The following is a 16,176-nucleotide window of genomic DNA, read 5'->3' on the forward strand; positions in this document are numbered from 1 at the left end:
AGCACAGGTTGGCACCTTGGGCGAAGTTCTTCGCCGTACCTCAGCGGACTAAGGGGCGGCACCCGGGCCGAAGTCCTCCGGTCCGAACAGCTTGCGGACCTCGGACTCGCCGTCCCAGCCCGCCCAGTGCCTTCTGTGCAGTTCCATGAAGTCCGTGGCCGCCTTGATCGCCTCTTCCCTGGAGTTCACCTCGATCAGCGCATAGCTGGCGATCATCTCCTTGGACTCGGTGAAGGGTCCGTCGGTCACGGAGATCCTGCCTCCCGACAGCCGCACCCGGGCTCCCGTAGCGCTCGGGGCGAGTCCCGCGGTGTCGAGGAGCACACCCGCCTTGGTCGCCTCTTCCCCGTACTCGGTGATGGCGTCCATGAGCTCCCTGGGCGGCGCGCCGATCGCGGGGTTCTCCTCGGTCTTGAGCAACAGGATGTATCGCATCGTTCGTCTCGTCCTCTCCATGGGTCGGCGGCCGGGGTTCTTCGCCTGGTCGCGACCGGATTGTGGAATCACCATATTTGAGCCGCTGGGAGCGGGTGCCGGTGGAGAAATTGGGCGTTACGTCCCAGATGCCCGGGACCTTAGGCCCTGATACGAAACAGACCGTTGTGGGCAGCATGAGGTAGGCCTGCGAGACGAGCGAGGGAGCTCCGAGCGGACAACCTTCGAAAGAAGGAGTCCGACGGACGGGCTGAGAGGCCGGAAGGCCGAAAGGCCGTACGGCGACCTCCAACACCTGATCCGGGCAATTCCGGCGTAGGGAAATCGCCTCGTAGGTCTTTTCCACGGTCGGTTCGAGGCATCCTGACCGCTCGGGCGGCGAGCGTCGCGCGCGGCAACGAGCCGGTCAAAGCCTATGGCGCGCCCACGACCAGGCGACCGCCCGGTCCGTTGGGACGGGCCCAGGGGGACCCCATATGAGCGCAGGACATCTCGCGACGACACGGTACGGGCGCCGATGACCACTCGGGTACGGCTCCCGTTCCGCCATGCGACGAGATCGGCCCGGCCGAGGCCGCCGCGCGAACCGCCGAGGCCGCCGGGCGAGCCGCCGCCGACCCCGCCGGAGCAACCGACGCCGTGGCAGCGCTGGCTGCTGCCCATGTTGATCGCGACCATGTTCCTGTTACTGATCGGGCCGGCTCTGTTCTCCCCACCCGCGCAGCAGAGGGCGACCTACAGCGACCTGATGTCCAAGGTGAACGCCGGTCAGGTGAGCTCGGTGTCGATCGACGACAAGGGCGGCGTGCAGGGAAAGCTGACCGACGGCAGGTCGTTCACCAGCCAGATCCCGACCGCCCTCGGGAACACCCAGCTCGCACAGCGGCTGGAGGCCAAGCACGTCCAGATCACCGCGACGCGCAGCGGGGGGTCATGGAGCTCCTTGCTGCTCAGCCTGCTTCCGCTGTTCATCATCTTCGGGCTGTTCCTGTGGCTCGGCCGGCACGGTCAGCAGTCACTGGCGAGCGGCATCGGCGGATTCGGCCGCTCCAAGGCAAAGATCATCGAGGCGGAGCGGCCGACCACCCGGTTCACCGACGTGGCCGGCTACGACGGTGTCAAGCAGGAGATCAGCGAGATGGTCGACTTCCTGCGCGATCCCGGGCGGTACAGCGCCGCGGGCGCCAAGCCACCGCGCGGCGTGATCATGGTCGGACCGCCCGGCACCGGCAAGACGCTGCTGGCCCGCGCCGTGGCGGGCGAGGCCGAAGTGGCGTTCCTGTCCGTGACCGGCTCGGCCTTCGTGGAGATGTTCGTCGGCGTGGGGGCCTCCCGGGTCCGCGACATGTTCGACAACGCGCGCAAACGTGCCCCGTCGATCATCTTCATCGACGAGATCGACGCTATCGGCGGCAAGCGCGGCGGAATCGGGATGGGCGGGCACGAGGAGCGCGAACAGACCCTCAACCAGTTGCTCGCCGAGATGGACGGCTTCGACCAGGGCAGCGGCATCGTCGTCCTCGCCGCCACCAACCGGCCGGAGTCCCTGGACGCCGCGCTACTGCGGCCGGGCCGGTTCGACCGCCAGGTCACTGTGCCGTTGCCCAACCAGTCCGAACGGGCCGCGATCCTGTCCGTCCACGCCATGGGCAAGCGCCTGGCGCCGGACGTCGATCTGGATGTGATCGCGCGTGGCACACCGGGCTTCTCGGGCGCCGACCTGGCCAACCTCGCGAACGAGGGGGCCATCAACGCGGTGCGGGCCGGACGGACCGTCATCGATGCCAATGATCTCGACCAGGCCCGTGACCGGGTGCTGCTGGGCCGCCGTGAGGCCTCGAACGCGCTGCTGCCCGACGAACGGCACGCGGTGGCCGTGCACGAGTCCGGCCACGCGCTGCTCGCGGCGCTGTGCGAGCACGCCGACCCGGTCGCCAAGGTGACGATCCTGCCCGCCGGCGTGGCGCTCGGCGTGACCGAGCAGCTTCCCGAGGCCGAGCGGCACCTCTACAGCGAGGCGTACCTGATCGACCTGCTCACCGTACGGCTCGGCGGCCGGGCGGCCGAGCTGGTCGTGTTCGGGCAGGGCTCCACCGGAGCGGCCAACGATCTCGCCGGCGCCACCCAGATCGCCGGGCGCATGGTGCGCGAGTTCGGCCTGTCGCCGGCGCTCGGCCCCGTGGGGTACGGCTCCACGACGCCCCATGGCCTCGGTGAGGCGCCTGAGGAGACGCCGCTGCGGCTGCCGTACTCCGAGCACACCCAGGAGCTCATCGACGCCGAGGTCGCGAGCCTCCTCCGCCACGCCGAGCAACGGGCCACCGGCCTGCTGGACGCCCATCGCGGCGCGCTCGACCGGCTCGCGGCGACCCTCCTCGAGGACGAGACCGTCGACGGCGATGTCGTCGTCAAGGTGCTGAGGAACCACCCGCCCGCGGACGGTTCGGCCCGCCGGGCTGCCGGTCGGGCCGTCCCCGCCCGGCATCTCAGCGAGAAGTGAGGCCCCTATGGATGAAGGTGCCGCTTCGCGTCCGAGCCCGGTGGCAGGATGCCGACATGTCACAAGAAGACACCCCACCGCATGGCACAGCCGGGGGCCTGCCGATAACCGTCATCACCGAGGACGGGCTGGAGCACTCCCAGATCTCCGCCGAGGAGCTCGCAGGCCTGATCGCACGGCTCGGCGAACCCGGCGCCGGCCACCTGGTGGCCGATCGCGTCCCGGCCCGGCCTGAGGTGTATCTGCAGGCCTCGCGCGAAGGGGCAGGGCCCTACGAGATCGAGGTCCGCGACGGCTTCGCCGAGCAGCCGCACACCGCGATCGTTCACGATCAGTCGCAGATCACCGCCGCGTTCCTGCTCTGGGCCCGCGGGGAGAAGGCATGGCGCGGCGACCACGACTGGCATCAACCACCCGCACCGCCCGACCTCGACCCCGACACCCTTCAGGAGGCCGAGGAGCTGACCATGGAACTCCTCGGCGGCGGTTTCGGCGGATACGAGGAGATCGTGGAGTCGGTGGCGGACTACTTCACCGACTCGGGCGAACAGCCGGTGACGACCGAGCAGGCACGCCTCGTCGTCGCACCGCTGTGGCAGGCCCGGCTGGCCGAGCAGGAGACATGGCCGGAGATCACCGACGCCGACCGGGTCGAGGTCGCGTTCGACCGACTCTGGGATCGTGGCATCACCGCGGAGATGAACTTCAGCTGCTGCCAGAACTGCGGCGTCGCCGAGATCAGGGAAGAGGCCGACGAGGACGCCCGCGGGTATGTCTTCTTTCACGCCCAGGACAGCGAGAGGGCCGCGGCCGGTGCAGGGCTGATGCTGGCCTATGGCGCGTTCGACGACACGGCCGAGGACGCGGCGATCGGCCGGGAGGTCGTGGACGCACTCACCGAGGCAGGGCTGCCGGTCGTCTGGTCCGGCTCGGCGAGCGAGCGCATCCACGTCACGCCGCTCGACTGGCGCAGGCGCCTGCCGTCCTGACGGCGGTCACGTCCCTGACCCGTCCCGTCAGGCACCCGTCACATCAGGCTCCCGTCGCGCGACAGCGCGGGGGTACGGCTCACCGTGCGCCCCGCCGCGCGGGCGAAATCGGCGAACCGGGCGGCGTCGCGCACGGCCGCGCCGCCCGAGTCGTTGTTGAAGTAGACGAAGACGTCCTGGTCGTCGTCCCAGGTAGCGCAGACGCGCTGCAGCCAGCTCCGCAGGGCCTGGTCGCCGTAGCTCGGCGGCGGATGCGCCATCCCCTCGTGAAACCGCACGTACCCCCAGCGGGCCGTGCGCCACAGCGGGGTGAGCGGCCGGCCGAGGCGGTCGGTCCAGCACAGCGCGGCACCGCACCGCGTCAGCAGCTCACGAACGTCCTCGGTCCACCATGAGGCGTGCCGCGGCTCGACGGCCACCCGGACTTCCGCGGGGAAGCAGCGCAGGCACGCCGCCAGCCGTTCCGGCTCGGCCTGCAGTGTGGGCGGAAGCTGCACGAGGATCGGTCCGAGCTTCGAGCCGAGACCGGCGGCCGCGCCCAGCAGCCGCCGCACGGGCTCCTCGGGCTCCTTCAGCCGTTTCACATGGGTGAGGTAACGGCTCGCCTTCACCGCCATCACCAACGTGGGCGGCGTCCGGTCGCGCCAGCTCTCGAAGATCTCCCGCGTCGGCAGCCGGTAGAAGGCGTTGTTGTTCTCGACCGTGTCGAAACACTCGCCGTAACGCTCCAGCCAGACTCGCTGGGGCAGGCCATGCGGATAGAGCACGCCACGCCAGTCGGCGTACTGCCAACCGGAGGTGCCGACGAGCATCGGCATGACGGCTCCTCGGGGTCACAGCGGTACGACTCCCCGACCAGCCTGCGCCCCTTCGCACAGCCGTGACCAGGGGCGCGCGGCCCGCCGCGCCGGGACCTTGGTCCCGGTGTCATTCCGGCTTCAGCTGGTGCGTCGCCTGCTCCTGTGACGGGTCGGTGCGCAGCCGCGCGAGCAGGCCGCCGTCGAGCAACAGCGTGCTGCCGTTTAGCTGCCCGGCCGCGGGCGAACCGAGGAACAGCGCGGCGTCGGCCACCTCGTCCGGGCCCGTGGTGCGCCCGGTCGGCAGGTCGGCGGCGGCCCGTACGTCGCCGACCACACTCGCCGGCGCGATGCAGACCGCCCGGATCCCCGCGCCGCCCAGCTCGACCGCGATCGACCTGGTGAGCGCCTCGATCCCGGCCTTGGTGACGTCGTAGGCGCTCTGGTTCTCGTGCGCGCGGGAGGCTCCGGGCGACGACAGGCTGATGATGACGCCGCCCCGCCCGGCGTCCCGCCAGTGCCGCGCCGCCCGTACCGACAGCAGGTAGACCGAGCGCAGGTTCGCCGCGATGACCTCGTCCCACTGCCGGGCGCCGATGTCGATCAGCGGCGTGCGGTTCCCGGTGATGGCGGCGTTGTTCACGAGCACGTCCAGCCCGCCCGCGCGGTCGATCCGGGCGAACACCTCGTCGGCGAAGTCCTCGCGGGCCAGGTCTCCGGCCACCGTGGTGACCGCCGGCAGGTCGCCGAAGACCTTCAGGCCCTCCGGGTCCAGGTCCACCGCCAGCACGTCGGCCCCGGCCCGGGCGAAACCGCAGACGAGCGCTCGCCCGATCATGCCGGCCGCGCCCGTCACCAGGACCCGCTCCCCCGTGTAGTCGAAACGTGCCTCGCTCATTCCGCGGTGGCCTCCTTCACCTGCGCGACGATCTGCGTTGGGTTCACGAATATCAGAGCGAGAACCAGCAGCACCGAGGAGAGTGCCGTGTAGAGCACCGCCATGGCGTCGATGGCCTGCGCGGCACGGATGCCCGGTGTGAAGGCGGCGCTGTAGAGGGCGACGACGAGGGTCTGGCTGTCCGGCCCGGCCACGAGGAAGGTCAGCTCGAACATCGCGACCGTACGGACGAGGACGAGGATGCCGGCGGCCAGGATGCCGGGGACGAGCAGGGGCACGAGGACGCGGGTGAAGACCTGGCGCGTGCCGGCTCCGCACATCCGGGCGGCGGCCTCGACGTTGGTGTCGATCTGCTCGACGAACGGCGTCATCACGAGGATGACGAACGGCAGGGCCGGCACCAGGTTGGCGGCGATCACACCGGTCATCGTCCCCGCCAGGTGGAACTTGTAGAGGACCGTGGCGAGCGGGATCCCATACGTGATCGGCGGCAGCACGACCGGCAGGAACAACAGCAGCATGACGGCCCGCCGGCCGGGAAAGTCCCGCCGGGCCAGCGCGTAGGCGGCCGGCACGCCGAACAGCAGGGCGAGCACGACCACCGCGAGCGCGACCTCCACGGTGACCAGCAGCACCTGGCCCAGCCCGAACTCCCGCCACGCCTCGGTGTACCAGGCGGTGGTGAAGCCCTGCGGCAGCCACCCCGCGAACCAGTTCCGGCCGAAGGAGTTGACGACCACCGACAGGATGAGGGCGGCCAGGTTGAGCAGGAAGAACGCCACCACCGCCCAGACGACGACGCCGAGCACGCCGCGCAGGTGCGAGCGCCCGCGGGGACGGAGCGGAACACCCGTGACGCTCATGAGCCCTTGCCTCCCGCCGCCGGCCCCGTGTAGAGGCGGCCGCGCCACAGCAGCGCGGCGCCGATCACGATCAGTTCGAACACGCCCATCAGCACCGCGATGGTCGAGGCCATCGAGTAGTCGTACTTCTCGAAGGCGGACTGATACGCGGCGATGGCCATGACCCGCGTCTCGTTCGCCGGCTCGCCGACCAGGTTGGCGGACGGAAAGACCGAGAACGCCAGCACGAAGGCGAGCACGAACGTCGTCGCCAGGCCCGGCGCCAGCAGCGGCAGGGTGATCCGGCGCACCCGCTGCCAGGGGCTCGCGCCGAGCGTCGCCGCGGCCCGCTCCAGCGTCGGATCGATGCCGGACATGTACGCGAGCACCAGCAGGAACGCGAACGGGAACCCGGTGATGATCAGCGAGAGCAGCACGCCCCAGTAGTTGTAGATCAGGCGTACCGGCTCGTCGACGATGCCGAGGTCGAGCAGCACTCGGTTGAACCAGCCTTTCGGCCCGAGATAGCGGAGCAGACCGTCCGCGACCAGCACCGTCCCGAGCGTGACCGGAAGGACCAGGATCGCGGTCAACACGCGCTTGCCCCGGAACCGTCCACGCAGCCGGTAGGCGATGGGCACGGACGCGCCGACGTTGATGAGCGCGGCGGGCAGCGCCAGCCGCAGGGTCTTCCACACCGTCCCGCTCTGGTAGGAGTCGCCGAAGAACGCCGTGTAGTTGGCGAAGGCGCCCCCGCTGGACTGCGGCTGCACCGACAGACCGACGCCGTACAGCATCGGGTAGAGGAACAGCAGCAGGATCGTGATGACGGCGGGAGCGAGGAGCAGCAGCACCCGGTCGACGCCGCGCTCGGCGAGACGGTGCCGCAGCCCGGCGCGCGCCCGGCCGGGGCGGCCGGTGTCCGGAGCGGCGGTGCGCGTGGCGGTCATGCCGCACCGCCTGCGGCGTCGAACACGAGCACCCTTTCGGCGGGCACCGTCAGCTCGAGGTCGTCGCCCGGCCGCACCCGCTCCGGCAGCCGGAAATGGACCACCTGGCCGGTCTCGGTGACGCCTTCGGCAGCCAGTTCGCGACCGTGGAACTCCACCACCTCAGTGCGCACGCGCACGGAGTTGCCCGATGGCCGGTCCGACCGGCCGGTGCTCAGCCGGAAGTCCTCAGGGCGGACCGCGGCGATGACCCGCGCACGGGAGGCCGCGCCTTTCGCGGCCTCGGAGGCCGTGGCCGTCGCAACCCCAGAGGCCGGTCCCTGCGCCACACCGGAGGCCGGCCCCTGCGCGACACCGGTGAGCCGCAGCCCGGCGTCGCCGACGACGACCCGCTCCTCCTGCCTCGCGATGACCGGCAGCTCGAACAGGTTGCGGTAGCCCATGAAACCGGCGATGTAGACGCTCGCGGGATAGGTGTAGACCTCCTCGGGCGTGCCGATCTGCTCGACGCGGCCATCGCGCAGGACCACGAGCCGGTCCGCGAGGGCGAGCGCGTCCTCCTGGTCGTGTGTGACGTAGACGGTGGTCAGGCCGAGCGACTGGTGCATCTTCCTGATCTCGGTGCGCATCTGCAGCCGCAGCTTGGCATCCAGGTTGGACAGCGGCTCGTCCATGAGCACCAGGCGGGGCCCGACCACGATCGCCCGCGCGATCGCGACCCGCTGCTGCTGGCCGCCGGAGAGCTGTCCGGGCAGCTTGTCGGCGTGGCCGGTGAGCTCGACCAGTTCCAGGGCCTCGTCCACCCGCCGGGCCGTCTCGGCCTTGCCGACGCGCCGTACCGCGAGCCCGAACCCCACGTTGCGGCAGGGTGATGCGCCGCAGGCCACGAGCCCGGCGGTGAGGCAGGCCGCCAGGACACCGGTGCGGATCGTGCGTCGGGATCTCATGGGGATTCGGTCCTCCTTCGGCACGACCGGGCTCAGACCGGCGCGGTCGTGCTCCGAATGACGAGGCGCGTCGCCAGGTCCGGGGGGCCCGCTCGCCGCGGTGCCGCCGCGCCGAGCAGGGACAGGAGCATGGAGGCGGAGGCCTGGGCCACGCCGGCGATGGGAACGGACACCGTGGTGAGGGGCGGGGAGGTCATCGACGCCATCGGGATGTCGTCGACGCCGATGACGCTGATGTCACGGGGCACTCCGACGCGGCGGTCGGCCAGCCGCGACATGACACCGAGCGCGATGAGGTCGTTGTAGGCGAGTACCGCGGTGACCTCGGCGGTCAGCACCTCGTCGGCGGCCCGGTAGCCGCCGCTGAAGCGAGGTTCGTACGGACCCAGCACCGTGAGCCGGATCCCCTGGGCCGAGCACGCGGCGGTCAGATGACGGAGTCGCTGGCGGTTGGACCACGAGCCGCGCGGCCCGGTGAGGTAGGCGCAGCGCCGGTGTCCGAGGGCGCGGAGGTGCGTCACGGCCTGCTCGATTCCGGGCCCGTGGTCGATCCCGACCGAGGGAATCGTGCGGTTCAGCCGGTACGCCACGACCACGGGGGTGCGCGCCGCGGTCGCATGCAGCCGGGCGGCCGGCAACCGCGGCGAGCACAGGATCAGGCCGTCGACCTGTTCGGCCATGGCCTCGGCCAGCGCGACCTCGGTGGCGCGGTCCTCATCGGTGTCGGCGAGGAACAGCGCGTAGTCGGAGTCGCGCAGCCGGGACTGGACGGCCTTGATGAAAGGGGCGAAGAACGGGTTGGCGATGTCGGGCACGATCAGCCCGAGGTTGGCGGTCCGTCCAAGGACGAGGGAACGCGCCGCGCGGTTGGGCTGGTAGCCGAGCCGTTCGGCGCTTTCGAGCACGCGACGCCGTGTCACGGCGTTGACCAGCTCTGGAGCGTTGAGCGCGCGGGAGACCGTGGACGGCGACACGCCCGCCAGACCGGCGACGGCCCGGATCGTCACCGCGCCGCCCGGGCGCGCGGGGCCCGTCACGGCGTGGCTCCCGCTCTGACCGGAACGAGAGGCTTCGGATGTTCCGTCCATCTCGCTCCACGATGAAAACGTTTGTGGAACTTGTCAAGGGACGGCGCTAGAGGGCCTTCCTGAGCCACTGCTCGACACCGGCCACGTGCACTTCGGCCCACGCCCTGGCCACGTCAGGCTGCCTGTCCGCGATCGCGTCGAGGATCGCGTGATGCTCGGCGTGCGTTCGTTCCCACGCGCCTTCCTGCGTCAGCCCGCGCCATATCCGGCCGCGCATGGTCGGGCCGGCGAGGCTCTCGAGCAGAGAGCAGAGCACCGAGTTGCCCGACGCCACGACGATCCGGCGGTGGAACTCGAGGTCGCTGGCGACCAGTTCCTCGGACGTGGAATCGGCCGAGACGAGCGACAGATGCTCACGCAGCGCCGCCACCTCGTCGTCGCCGATCCTCGTCGCCGCCAGGGCGACCGCCTGAGGCTCGAGGAAGCGGCGCACTTCGAAGAACTCCAGCACGGTGGCGTCGTGGTGCACGTCCACGATGAAGCTCAGCGCGTCGAGCAGCAGGCTCGGCTCCAGGCTCGTCACATAGGTGCCGTCGCCCTGCCGGACGTCGAGCACCCGGATGAGCGACAGCGCCTTGACGGCCTCGCGCAGGGAGTTGCGCGACAGGCCGAGCTGAGCCGCCAGGTCGACCTCCCGGGGAAGCCGCTGCCCCGGGAGCAGGCTGCCCGAGACGATCATTTCTTTGATCTTTTCGATCGCCTCGTCGGTGACCGCCATCGCCTCGCGCCTCCCGAAGGTCGGATGTCTTCCGCTTGTCAGTATGACGCCACGGTTCATCCCGCCTCATCAGCTGAAATCCCGGTTTGAGGCCAGCTGGGACCACGGCCTCGCGCCGATCCGGCGGGCCGCCGGGTGCCGGGCCGCCGTGCGGTGCGATTCGGCTCCGCCACCCCCTTGACGCGGGGCGCGCCGGCGAGGTTCTATCTCCTTTTAGTTAGGCAACTTTCCTAACTGTAGGTCGCAATTGACCAGTCCACGGCATCCAGCGGCAGGAGACGATCATCGCCATCGGCGAGTCACGGGACGCCCTGATTCCAGGGCGATCGGAAAGAGAGGCCGAGTCGGCCGCTCCGATACCGGGCACCCCCAGCCTCCTGCGTGCCATCAACGACCGGGCCGCCCTCGAGATGCTGCTCGTGCACGGGGCGCTGACCCGCCCGCGGCTCGGCGAGCTGACCGGGCTCTCCAAGCCCACCGCCTCGCAGCTGCTCGCCCGGCTCGAGCAGGCCGGCCTGGTCGTACAGGACGGGATCAAGGAGGGTTCCACCGGGCGCACCGCGGAGATGTACCGGATCGACCCGGCCGCGGCATACGTCGCCGGGCTGGACGTCTCCCCCGCACGGATCAGGGCCTCCGTCGCCGACCTCGTCGGGACGGTGATGGGCGAGTACACCCTGCGCACGCCGGGCCGATCCGGTGCGGGCGTCGTCGTCGGCCGGGTGCGCACCGCGGTCGAGGGCGCGGCTCACACGGCCGGGGTCGAGCCCGATCGGCTGAACCGCGTCGTCATCGGCATTCAGGGGGCGGTCGATCCGGCCACCGGGCGGCTCGGTTACGCCGCTCACATCCCCGGCTGGCATGTCCCCGACGTCACCGGCCGGCTGGTCGAGGGACTCGGCCTGCGGGTGGCCATCGAGAACGACGTCAATCTCGCCGCGCTGGCCGAGCTGGATCGCGGGCAGGCGTCCAAGGTCCGCGACTTCGTGCTGCTGTGGGTGGGGTCCGGAATCGGGATGGCGGTGGTCCTCGGCGGGAGGCTGCACCGGGGCGCCACCGGCGGGGCGGGCGAGATCGGCTACATGCCGCTGGTCGGCGCCCCGCTCGTGCGGGACGTACGCCGAGCGCACACCGGAGGAATGCAGCTGGCCGCAGGAGCGCCGGCCATTCTGAAGCTGTTGCGCGAGCACGGCTTCAGGGGCACCGACGCCGTCAAGACCCTCGCCCGGGCCGCCGCGGCGGCCGAGGGCCCGGCCGCGGCCGGCGGCGTGCGGCAGGGGGTGCGGCGGCGAGAGCCGCAGGGTACGGGCGAGGAGGAAGGGACGCGGGCCACCGCCGCGCTCACCGAGTTGGCCGCCCGGCTCGGCATCGGGCTCGCGAACGTGGTCGCGGTGCTCGACCCCGAGTTGATCATTCTCTCCGGCGACGTGCTGCACGCGGGCGGCGAACCGCTGCGCGCGCTCATCGAACGTGAACTGCACGCGCTGACCATCCCGAGGCCCCGCCTGCGACTCAGCTCGGTAGAGGGCAACCCGGTTCTCGCCGGGGCGCTGCATCTGGCGCTGGCGCAGACCCGCGACGAGGTCTTCTCGAGTACCGTCCCCTGACCTCCGTACGCAGCGGATCTTCGTCCAGGACATCACACCGACAGGAGTCGCCAATTGAAAGCAGCACGGTTGAAGGCGGCACGGTTGAAGGCGGCACGGTTGAAGGCGGCACGGTTGAAAGCGGCAGTCACCGGTCACGCCCCGCTGGAGTGCGTGTGATCACCCCTCTGCTCGTGGCGATCGACGGGGGGAACAGCAAGACCGACGTCGTCGTGGTGGGCCCGGACGGCGGCGTCCTCGCCACGTTCCGGGGCGGCGGATTCCGGCCGTACGAGATCGGGGAGGCCGCGGCGGTCGAGGTGATCGCCTCGGCCGTCGCCGCCGCGCTCGACCGCGCGGGCGCCGCGCCGGGCGCCCTGGTGACCCATGTCGCCGCCTACCTCGCCAACGCCGATCTGCCGGAGGAGGAGGAACGCCTGACCAGGGCGCTGATGGCGCGTGGATGGTCCCGTACGACTCGCGTCGGCAACGACACGTTCGCGCTCCTGCGGGCGGGCGCCTCGAAGGGCTGGGGCATCGCGGTGGTCTGCGGCGCCGGGATCAACTGCCTCGGCGTGGGCCCGGACGGGCGGACCTCCCGGTTCCCCGCGCTCGGCCCGCACACCGGTGACTGGGGCGGTGGGATGCAGCTCGGCGACCTGGCCCTGTGGAACGCGGTGCGCGGCGAGGACGGCCGGGGCCCGCGCACCGCCCTCACCTCCGCGGTCGCCGCCCATTTCGACGTGGCGGCCGCCGTCGACGTCGGCCTAGCCCTGCACAGCGGCGAGCTCGGCGCCGAACGGCTGCTGGAGCTCACGCCGGTGCTCTTGGACGTGGCGGCAGGCGGCGACACCGTGGCCGTCTCGGTCGTCGACCGGCTGGCCGACGAGGTCACCGCCCTCGGCACGGTAGCGCTGCGCCGCCTCGGCCTCCTGCAGACCCCGGTCGAGGTGGTGCTGGGCGGCGGCGTGCTGACCGCACGGTATCCACTGCTGATGACGGGGATCGAGCGGCGCTACGCAGAGCGCGCCCCGCACGCCGAACTGGTCGTGTCCGACGCCCCCCCGATCCTCGGGGCGGCGCTGCTGGGCCTCGACGAGATCGGCGCCACACCCGAGACGTACGCCGCGCTGCGCGCCGCTCTCACCGAGAGCTGATCACCGGCGCCCGACGCCTCGCATCCCGACGCCCCGCACCCGACGCCCCGCACCCGACGTCTCGCACCGGACGCATCGCACCCGATGCCCGGTGCCTGAGGCCTGAGGCCCGGTGCCTGAGGCCTGAGGCCCGGTGCCTGAGGCCTGAGGCCCGGTGCCTGAGGCCTGAGGCCCGGTGCCTGAGGCCTCGGCCGGACCTGCCGCCACCCGGGCCGCCGGGCGGGGAGGAACGTGAATCCATAAGGCGGTTATCGAGGTGAACCGGCGGGCAGCCCGGCGGCATGCGAGTGGTCATCGTCGGAGCGAGCGGCAATGTCGGCACGAGCCTCGTCGAGGCCCTGTCCCAGGACGGCCAGGTCACCTCGGTGCTCGGCCTCGCGCGCCGACGCCCGGCCTGGCGGCCCGCCAAGGCCGAATGGGCCGAGGCCGACATCACCACCGACGATCTCGGGACGCACTTCCGTGCCGCCGACGCCGTCGTCCATCTGGCCTGGCGGTTCCAGCCGACGCACAACCCGATCATGACCTGGAACACCAACGTGCTCGGCTCCATCCGGGTCTTCCGGGCCGTCGCCGACGCCGGGGTGCGAACGCTGGTGCACTCCTCGTCGGTGGGCGCCTACTCCCCGGGCCCGAAGGACCGCCGGGTGGACGAGTCCTGGCCCACGCACGGCTGGCCGACCGCCGCGTACGCCCGCGAGAAGGCGTACCTGGAGCGGGTGCTCGACACCTTCGAGCGCGAGCACACCGGCTGCAGGGTGGTGCGGCTGAGACCCGGATTCATCTTCAAGGGCCAGGCCGCGTCCGAGCAGCGACGGCTGTTCGCGGGCCCGCTGCTACCCAATCCGCTCATGCGGCCCGGTCTGGTGCCGATCCTGCCCGATCCGGCGATGGCGTTTCAGGCGCTGCACTCGCTCGACGCCGCCGAGGCTTTCCGCCTGGCCCTCACCGAATCGGTCCACGGCCCGTTCAACATCGCCGCCGAGCCGGTCGTGGACGTTCCCGCCCTGGCCGGGCTGCTCGGCGCCAAGTCCGTCCGCGTGCCCTCGTGGCCGGTGCGGGGTCTGCTCGCCACCGCCTGGCACCTGCGGCTAGTGCCGGCCTCGCCCGATCTGTTCGACCTGGTGATGCGGCTGCCGCTCATGGACGTCACCCGCGCGCACACGGAACTGGGCTGGTCGCCCCGGTACAGCTCGCTCGACGCCGTGAGCGAGTTCCTCGACGGGCTCCGTACGGGTGCGGGCATGGACACGCCCCCGCTGGACTCGGCGGCCGGTGGGCCCCTGCGGATTCGCGAGTTCATGAGCCGTGCCGGGCAACGCCCCTAGCCGCGCCACCCCTACCGCAAGATCGCGAATACCGTACGGCGAAACCCCAATCAATGCGGCCAGATCTGGGCTTGTAGCGATTGGTAACAATTTGGAACGCCAGGTATCGATCAAGTGGCCCGCTACTGAACGATGACGGTATGGGCTCCATCCCCCAAGCCGGCGTATCGTTCGCCGAGCGCGTAGTGGATCAGCTGCGCGGCTGGCCTGCTCTGAGTGTGTGCCGTGTCGATTGCGGCGGGAGCAGGGGATTGGCGTTGAGCACCCGCCAGATCGTGCATCTTCACAGCGCGAACGAAGCCGAGCTCTACCTGACCTGGCCGGTGATCCAGCGAATGCACGAAGTGCTGGTGGACAGCGAGCGGGTGATGCTGGTTCCGGGCGAGGACTGGGTGCGGGTCCGCCTGGACGGCGACAGCGACGTGAGGCTGTTCACCTCGCTGGTCAGCGTGGCGATCCAGGCCAACTCCGCCGCCGTACGGGAGTGTCACCAGCCGGTGGCCCCTTGCCCAAAGCACAGGTTGACGTCAGTCTGAGAGGGCGCGGAACGCAAACGCCCAGCCAGTGTGGAGCAGACGTGACCGTAGATTCGGCAGTACGGGAACAGCAGGCCATGCACCAGGTGACCGAACGCCTCGCCCACAGGTTCGCCCAGACCTATTCCACCGATCAGGTCGCCGAGACCGTGACCACGATCCACCACCGGTTCGACGACCGGCCGATCCGCGACTTCGTCCCCATCCTGGTGGAGCGCTTCGCGCGTCAGCAGCTCATGCCGCACTGAGGCGACGCGAACGGCTCATCACCTGCGGGCGCCTGGACCGGCGGCCCGTACCGCCGCCGATCGCGTGCGCACCCGCCGCGACACCACCGATCGGAGGAAAGGCGGAAGGCCGGCCCCCATGGCGGGGAACCGGCCTTCGACCACGTGGTAGCGGGGGCAGGATTTGAACCTGCGACCTCTGGGTTATGAGCCCAGCGAGCTACCGAACTGCTCCACCCCGCGGCGATGTGATGACTGTATGGGTCCGCGAGGTCTTGCGCAAACCGGATAAGGGGATGGCGGGGTCACGTGGGCGAGAGGGAGCCGACCGAGACCTCGGGCGATGCGGTGAGGGTCTGGAGCACCACGCAGTAGCGTTCGGTCAGGCGCAGCAGGGTGGCGAGTTCCTCCGGCGAGGCGCCGGTGTCGAGGGCGAAGTCGAGACGGATCGCCGTGAAGCCGACCCGGGTCTCCTTGTCCACGGCCAGCGTGCCGCGGAAGTCCAGGTCGCCTTCGGCGCGGACCGTCCCGTCGCGGATGTCGAGCCCCAGCGACGTCGCGACCGCCTTGAGGGTGACCCCCGCGCAGGCCACCAAGGCCTCCAGGAGCATGTCTCCCGAGCACAGGGCGATGCCGTCGCCTCCGCTCGCCGGGTGCAGGCCGGCCTCGGCCAGCGCCCGGCCGGTCTCCACCCTGCAGGTCACGCCTTCGCCGAGAGCGCCCTCGGCCCTCAATGTCACCAGCGCGGTGCTGGGATCCTCCCGGTACCGGGCCTTCAACGGCGCCTGGCGATCACGTAGCTCCTGACGACCCATACGGGCTCCACTCCACATAGCCGTCCGCATTGCCGGGGCTGTGCCCTCCAGGATCGCCGGTCAGCTCACGTGCCGCCAGGAGCCGGCACCGGCGAAACATCAACAGGCCGGTTCCCAATGATCGGGAACCGGCCTGTGACCTGCCACTTGGTAGCGGGGGCAGGATTTGAACCTGCGACCTCTGGGTTATGAGCCCAGCGAGCTACCGAACTGCTCCACCCCGCGGCGATGCCCTAACTCTATGGGGACCCTGAACCTTAGGCAAATCGCCTCTCGCCGCGTCTCCCGCGCAACTCGCCGACGGCTGCGCGAGCGCACGCGGCTGCACGAACGCACAATGCGCCGCCCCCGGCCGGAGGTCGG

General features: G+C 70.8%; 16 protein-coding genes, 2 tRNA genes and 1 riboswitch. Of the genes, 7 read left to right on the forward strand and 11 right to left on the reverse strand.

The window, feature by feature from the left end:
• Positions 1-48: 48 nt before the first annotated feature.
• Positions 49-435: a YciI family protein gene (locus HKK72_RS16320; protein ID WP_187235222.1), complete on the reverse strand. Its 387-nt coding sequence runs from the start codon at positions 433-435 to the stop codon at positions 49-51.
• 220 nt (positions 436-655) lie between these two features.
• Positions 656-774: riboswitch (TPP riboswitch) on the forward strand.
• A 178-nt stretch (positions 775-952) separates the two neighbouring features.
• Here HKK72_RS16320 and ftsH point away from each other — a divergent pair.
• Positions 953-2,935: an ATP-dependent zinc metalloprotease FtsH gene (ftsH, locus tag HKK72_RS16325; protein WP_187235223.1), complete on the forward strand. Its 1,983-nt coding sequence runs from the start codon at positions 953-955 to the stop codon at positions 2,933-2,935.
• A 56-nt stretch (positions 2,936-2,991) separates the two neighbouring features.
• A complete protein-coding gene (locus HKK72_RS16330) occupies positions 2,992-3,924 on the forward strand; it encodes a DUF6891 domain-containing protein (RefSeq protein ID WP_187235224.1) in 933 nt (310 codons plus the stop codon).
• Positions 3,925-3,962: 38 nt separating this feature from the next.
• On the opposite strand, the gene HKK72_RS16335 is transcribed toward HKK72_RS16330, so the two are convergent.
• The 7 genes from HKK72_RS16335 to HKK72_RS16365 form a co-directional block, all read right to left on the reverse strand.
• Complete coding sequence (locus HKK72_RS16335; protein ID WP_187235225.1) at positions 3,963-4,742, reverse strand: DUF72 domain-containing protein; 780 nt, start codon at positions 4,740-4,742, stop codon at positions 3,963-3,965.
• Between the two features lie 109 nt (positions 4,743-4,851).
• The gene (locus HKK72_RS16340) at positions 4,852-5,619 is read right to left on the reverse strand and encodes an SDR family NAD(P)-dependent oxidoreductase (protein WP_187235226.1); all 768 of its coding nucleotides are present in this window, start codon (positions 5,617-5,619) and stop codon (positions 4,852-4,854) included.
• Positions 5,616-6,482, reverse strand: a complete 867-nt coding sequence (locus HKK72_RS16345; RefSeq protein ID WP_187235227.1) for an ABC transporter permease — start codon at positions 6,480-6,482, stop codon at positions 5,616-5,618. The genes HKK72_RS16340 and HKK72_RS16345 overlap by 4 nt, the downstream gene beginning before the upstream one ends.
• Positions 6,479-7,411 carry an ABC transporter permease gene (locus HKK72_RS16350; RefSeq protein WP_187235228.1) on the reverse strand — a complete coding sequence of 311 codons (933 nt, stop codon included), beginning with the start codon at positions 7,409-7,411 and terminating at the stop codon, positions 6,479-6,481. The genes HKK72_RS16345 and HKK72_RS16350 overlap by 4 nt, the downstream gene beginning before the upstream one ends.
• Positions 7,408-8,358 (reverse strand): ABC transporter ATP-binding protein, encoded by a 951-nt coding sequence (locus HKK72_RS16355; protein WP_187235229.1) that lies wholly within the window; start codon positions 8,356-8,358, stop codon positions 7,408-7,410. Before HKK72_RS16355 ends, HKK72_RS16350 begins: the two co-directional genes overlap by 4 nt.
• A 32-nt stretch (positions 8,359-8,390) precedes the next feature.
• Positions 8,391-9,395 (reverse strand): LacI family DNA-binding transcriptional regulator, encoded by a 1,005-nt coding sequence (locus HKK72_RS16360; RefSeq protein WP_315987290.1) that lies wholly within the window; start codon positions 9,393-9,395, stop codon positions 8,391-8,393.
• 97 nt (positions 9,396-9,492) lie between these two features.
• Positions 9,493-10,164, reverse strand: coding sequence for a FadR/GntR family transcriptional regulator (locus tag HKK72_RS16365; protein WP_187235231.1), 672 nt, complete (start codon positions 10,162-10,164; stop codon positions 9,493-9,495).
• 386 nt (positions 10,165-10,550) lie between these two features.
• Here HKK72_RS16365 and HKK72_RS16370 point away from each other — a divergent pair, with 386 nt between their 5' ends.
• The 5 genes from HKK72_RS16370 to HKK72_RS16390 all read left to right on the forward strand — a co-directional run bounded on the left by HKK72_RS16370 (position 10,551) and on the right by HKK72_RS16390 (position 15,019).
• Positions 10,551-11,771, forward strand: coding sequence for an ROK family transcriptional regulator (locus HKK72_RS16370; RefSeq protein WP_315987292.1), 1,221 nt, complete (start codon positions 10,551-10,553; stop codon positions 11,769-11,771).
• A 155-nt stretch (positions 11,772-11,926) separates the two neighbouring features.
• Positions 11,927-12,907: an N-acetylglucosamine kinase gene (locus HKK72_RS16375; RefSeq protein WP_315987291.1), complete on the forward strand. Its 981-nt coding sequence runs from the start codon at positions 11,927-11,929 to the stop codon at positions 12,905-12,907.
• Between the two features lie 281 nt (positions 12,908-13,188).
• On the forward strand, positions 13,189-14,235 hold the full coding sequence (locus tag HKK72_RS16380) for an NAD-dependent epimerase/dehydratase family protein (RefSeq protein WP_187235233.1): 1,047 nt from the start codon (positions 13,189-13,191) through the stop codon (positions 14,233-14,235).
• Positions 14,236-14,375: 140 nt separating this feature from the next.
• Positions 14,376-14,771 (forward strand): luciferase family protein, encoded by a 396-nt coding sequence (locus tag HKK72_RS16385; protein WP_187235234.1) that lies wholly within the window; start codon positions 14,376-14,378, stop codon positions 14,769-14,771.
• A gap of 41 nt (positions 14,772-14,812) precedes the next feature.
• Complete coding sequence (locus HKK72_RS16390) at positions 14,813-15,019, forward strand: three-helix bundle dimerization domain-containing protein (RefSeq protein ID WP_187235243.1); 207 nt, start codon at positions 14,813-14,815, stop codon at positions 15,017-15,019.
• Between the two features lie 145 nt (positions 15,020-15,164).
• Here HKK72_RS16390 and HKK72_RS16395 read toward each other — a convergent pair.
• The 3 genes from HKK72_RS16395 to HKK72_RS16405 form a co-directional block, all read right to left on the reverse strand.
• A tRNA-Met gene (locus HKK72_RS16395) sits at positions 15,165-15,241 on the reverse strand.
• A 62-nt stretch (positions 15,242-15,303) separates the two neighbouring features.
• Complete coding sequence (locus HKK72_RS16400) at positions 15,304-15,813, reverse strand: OsmC family protein (RefSeq protein ID WP_187235235.1); 510 nt, start codon at positions 15,811-15,813, stop codon at positions 15,304-15,306.
• A 148-nt stretch (positions 15,814-15,961) separates the two neighbouring features.
• Positions 15,962-16,038, reverse strand: a tRNA-Met gene (locus HKK72_RS16405).
• Positions 16,039-16,176: the final 138 nt, after the last annotated feature.

Source organism: Actinomadura sp. HBU206391, from assembly GCF_014323665.1.
Lineage (GTDB): Bacteria > Actinomycetota > Actinomycetes > Streptosporangiales > Streptosporangiaceae > Actinomadura_C.

Bases quoted from the DNA above. Each gene is read 5' to 3' on its own strand.
- HKK72_RS16400 (WP_187235235.1), bottom strand. From the start codon at position 15,813: ATGGGTCGTCAGGAGCTACGTGATCGCCAGGCGCCGTTGAAGGCCCGG.
- HKK72_RS16350 (WP_187235228.1), bottom strand. From the start codon at position 7,411: ATGACCGCCACGCGCACCGCCGCTCCGGACACCGGCCGCCCCGGCCGG.
- HKK72_RS16365 (WP_187235231.1), bottom strand. From the start codon at position 10,164: ATGGCGGTCACCGACGAGGCGATCGAAAAGATCAAAGAAATGATCGTC.
- HKK72_RS16345 (WP_187235227.1), bottom strand. From the start codon at position 6,482: ATGAGCGTCACGGGTGTTCCGCTCCGTCCCCGCGGGCGCTCGCACCTG.
- HKK72_RS16355 (WP_187235229.1), bottom strand. From the start codon at position 8,358: ATGAGATCCCGACGCACGATCCGCACCGGTGTCCTGGCGGCCTGCCTC.
- HKK72_RS16320 (WP_187235222.1), bottom strand. From the start codon at position 435: ATGCGATACATCCTGTTGCTCAAGACCGAGGAGAACCCCGCGATCGGC.
- HKK72_RS16385 (WP_187235234.1), top strand. From the start codon at position 14,376: ATGGGCTCCATCCCCCAAGCCGGCGTATCGTTCGCCGAGCGCGTAGTG.
- HKK72_RS16335 (WP_187235225.1), bottom strand. From the start codon at position 4,742: ATGCCGATGCTCGTCGGCACCTCCGGTTGGCAGTACGCCGACTGGCGT.
- HKK72_RS16380 (WP_187235233.1), top strand. From the start codon at position 13,189: ATGCGAGTGGTCATCGTCGGAGCGAGCGGCAATGTCGGCACGAGCCTC.
- HKK72_RS16330 (WP_187235224.1), top strand. From the start codon at position 2,992: ATGTCACAAGAAGACACCCCACCGCATGGCACAGCCGGGGGCCTGCCG.
- HKK72_RS16340 (WP_187235226.1), bottom strand. From the start codon at position 5,619: ATGAGCGAGGCACGTTTCGACTACACGGGGGAGCGGGTCCTGGTGACG.
- ftsH (WP_187235223.1), top strand. From the start codon at position 953: ATGACCACTCGGGTACGGCTCCCGTTCCGCCATGCGACGAGATCGGCC.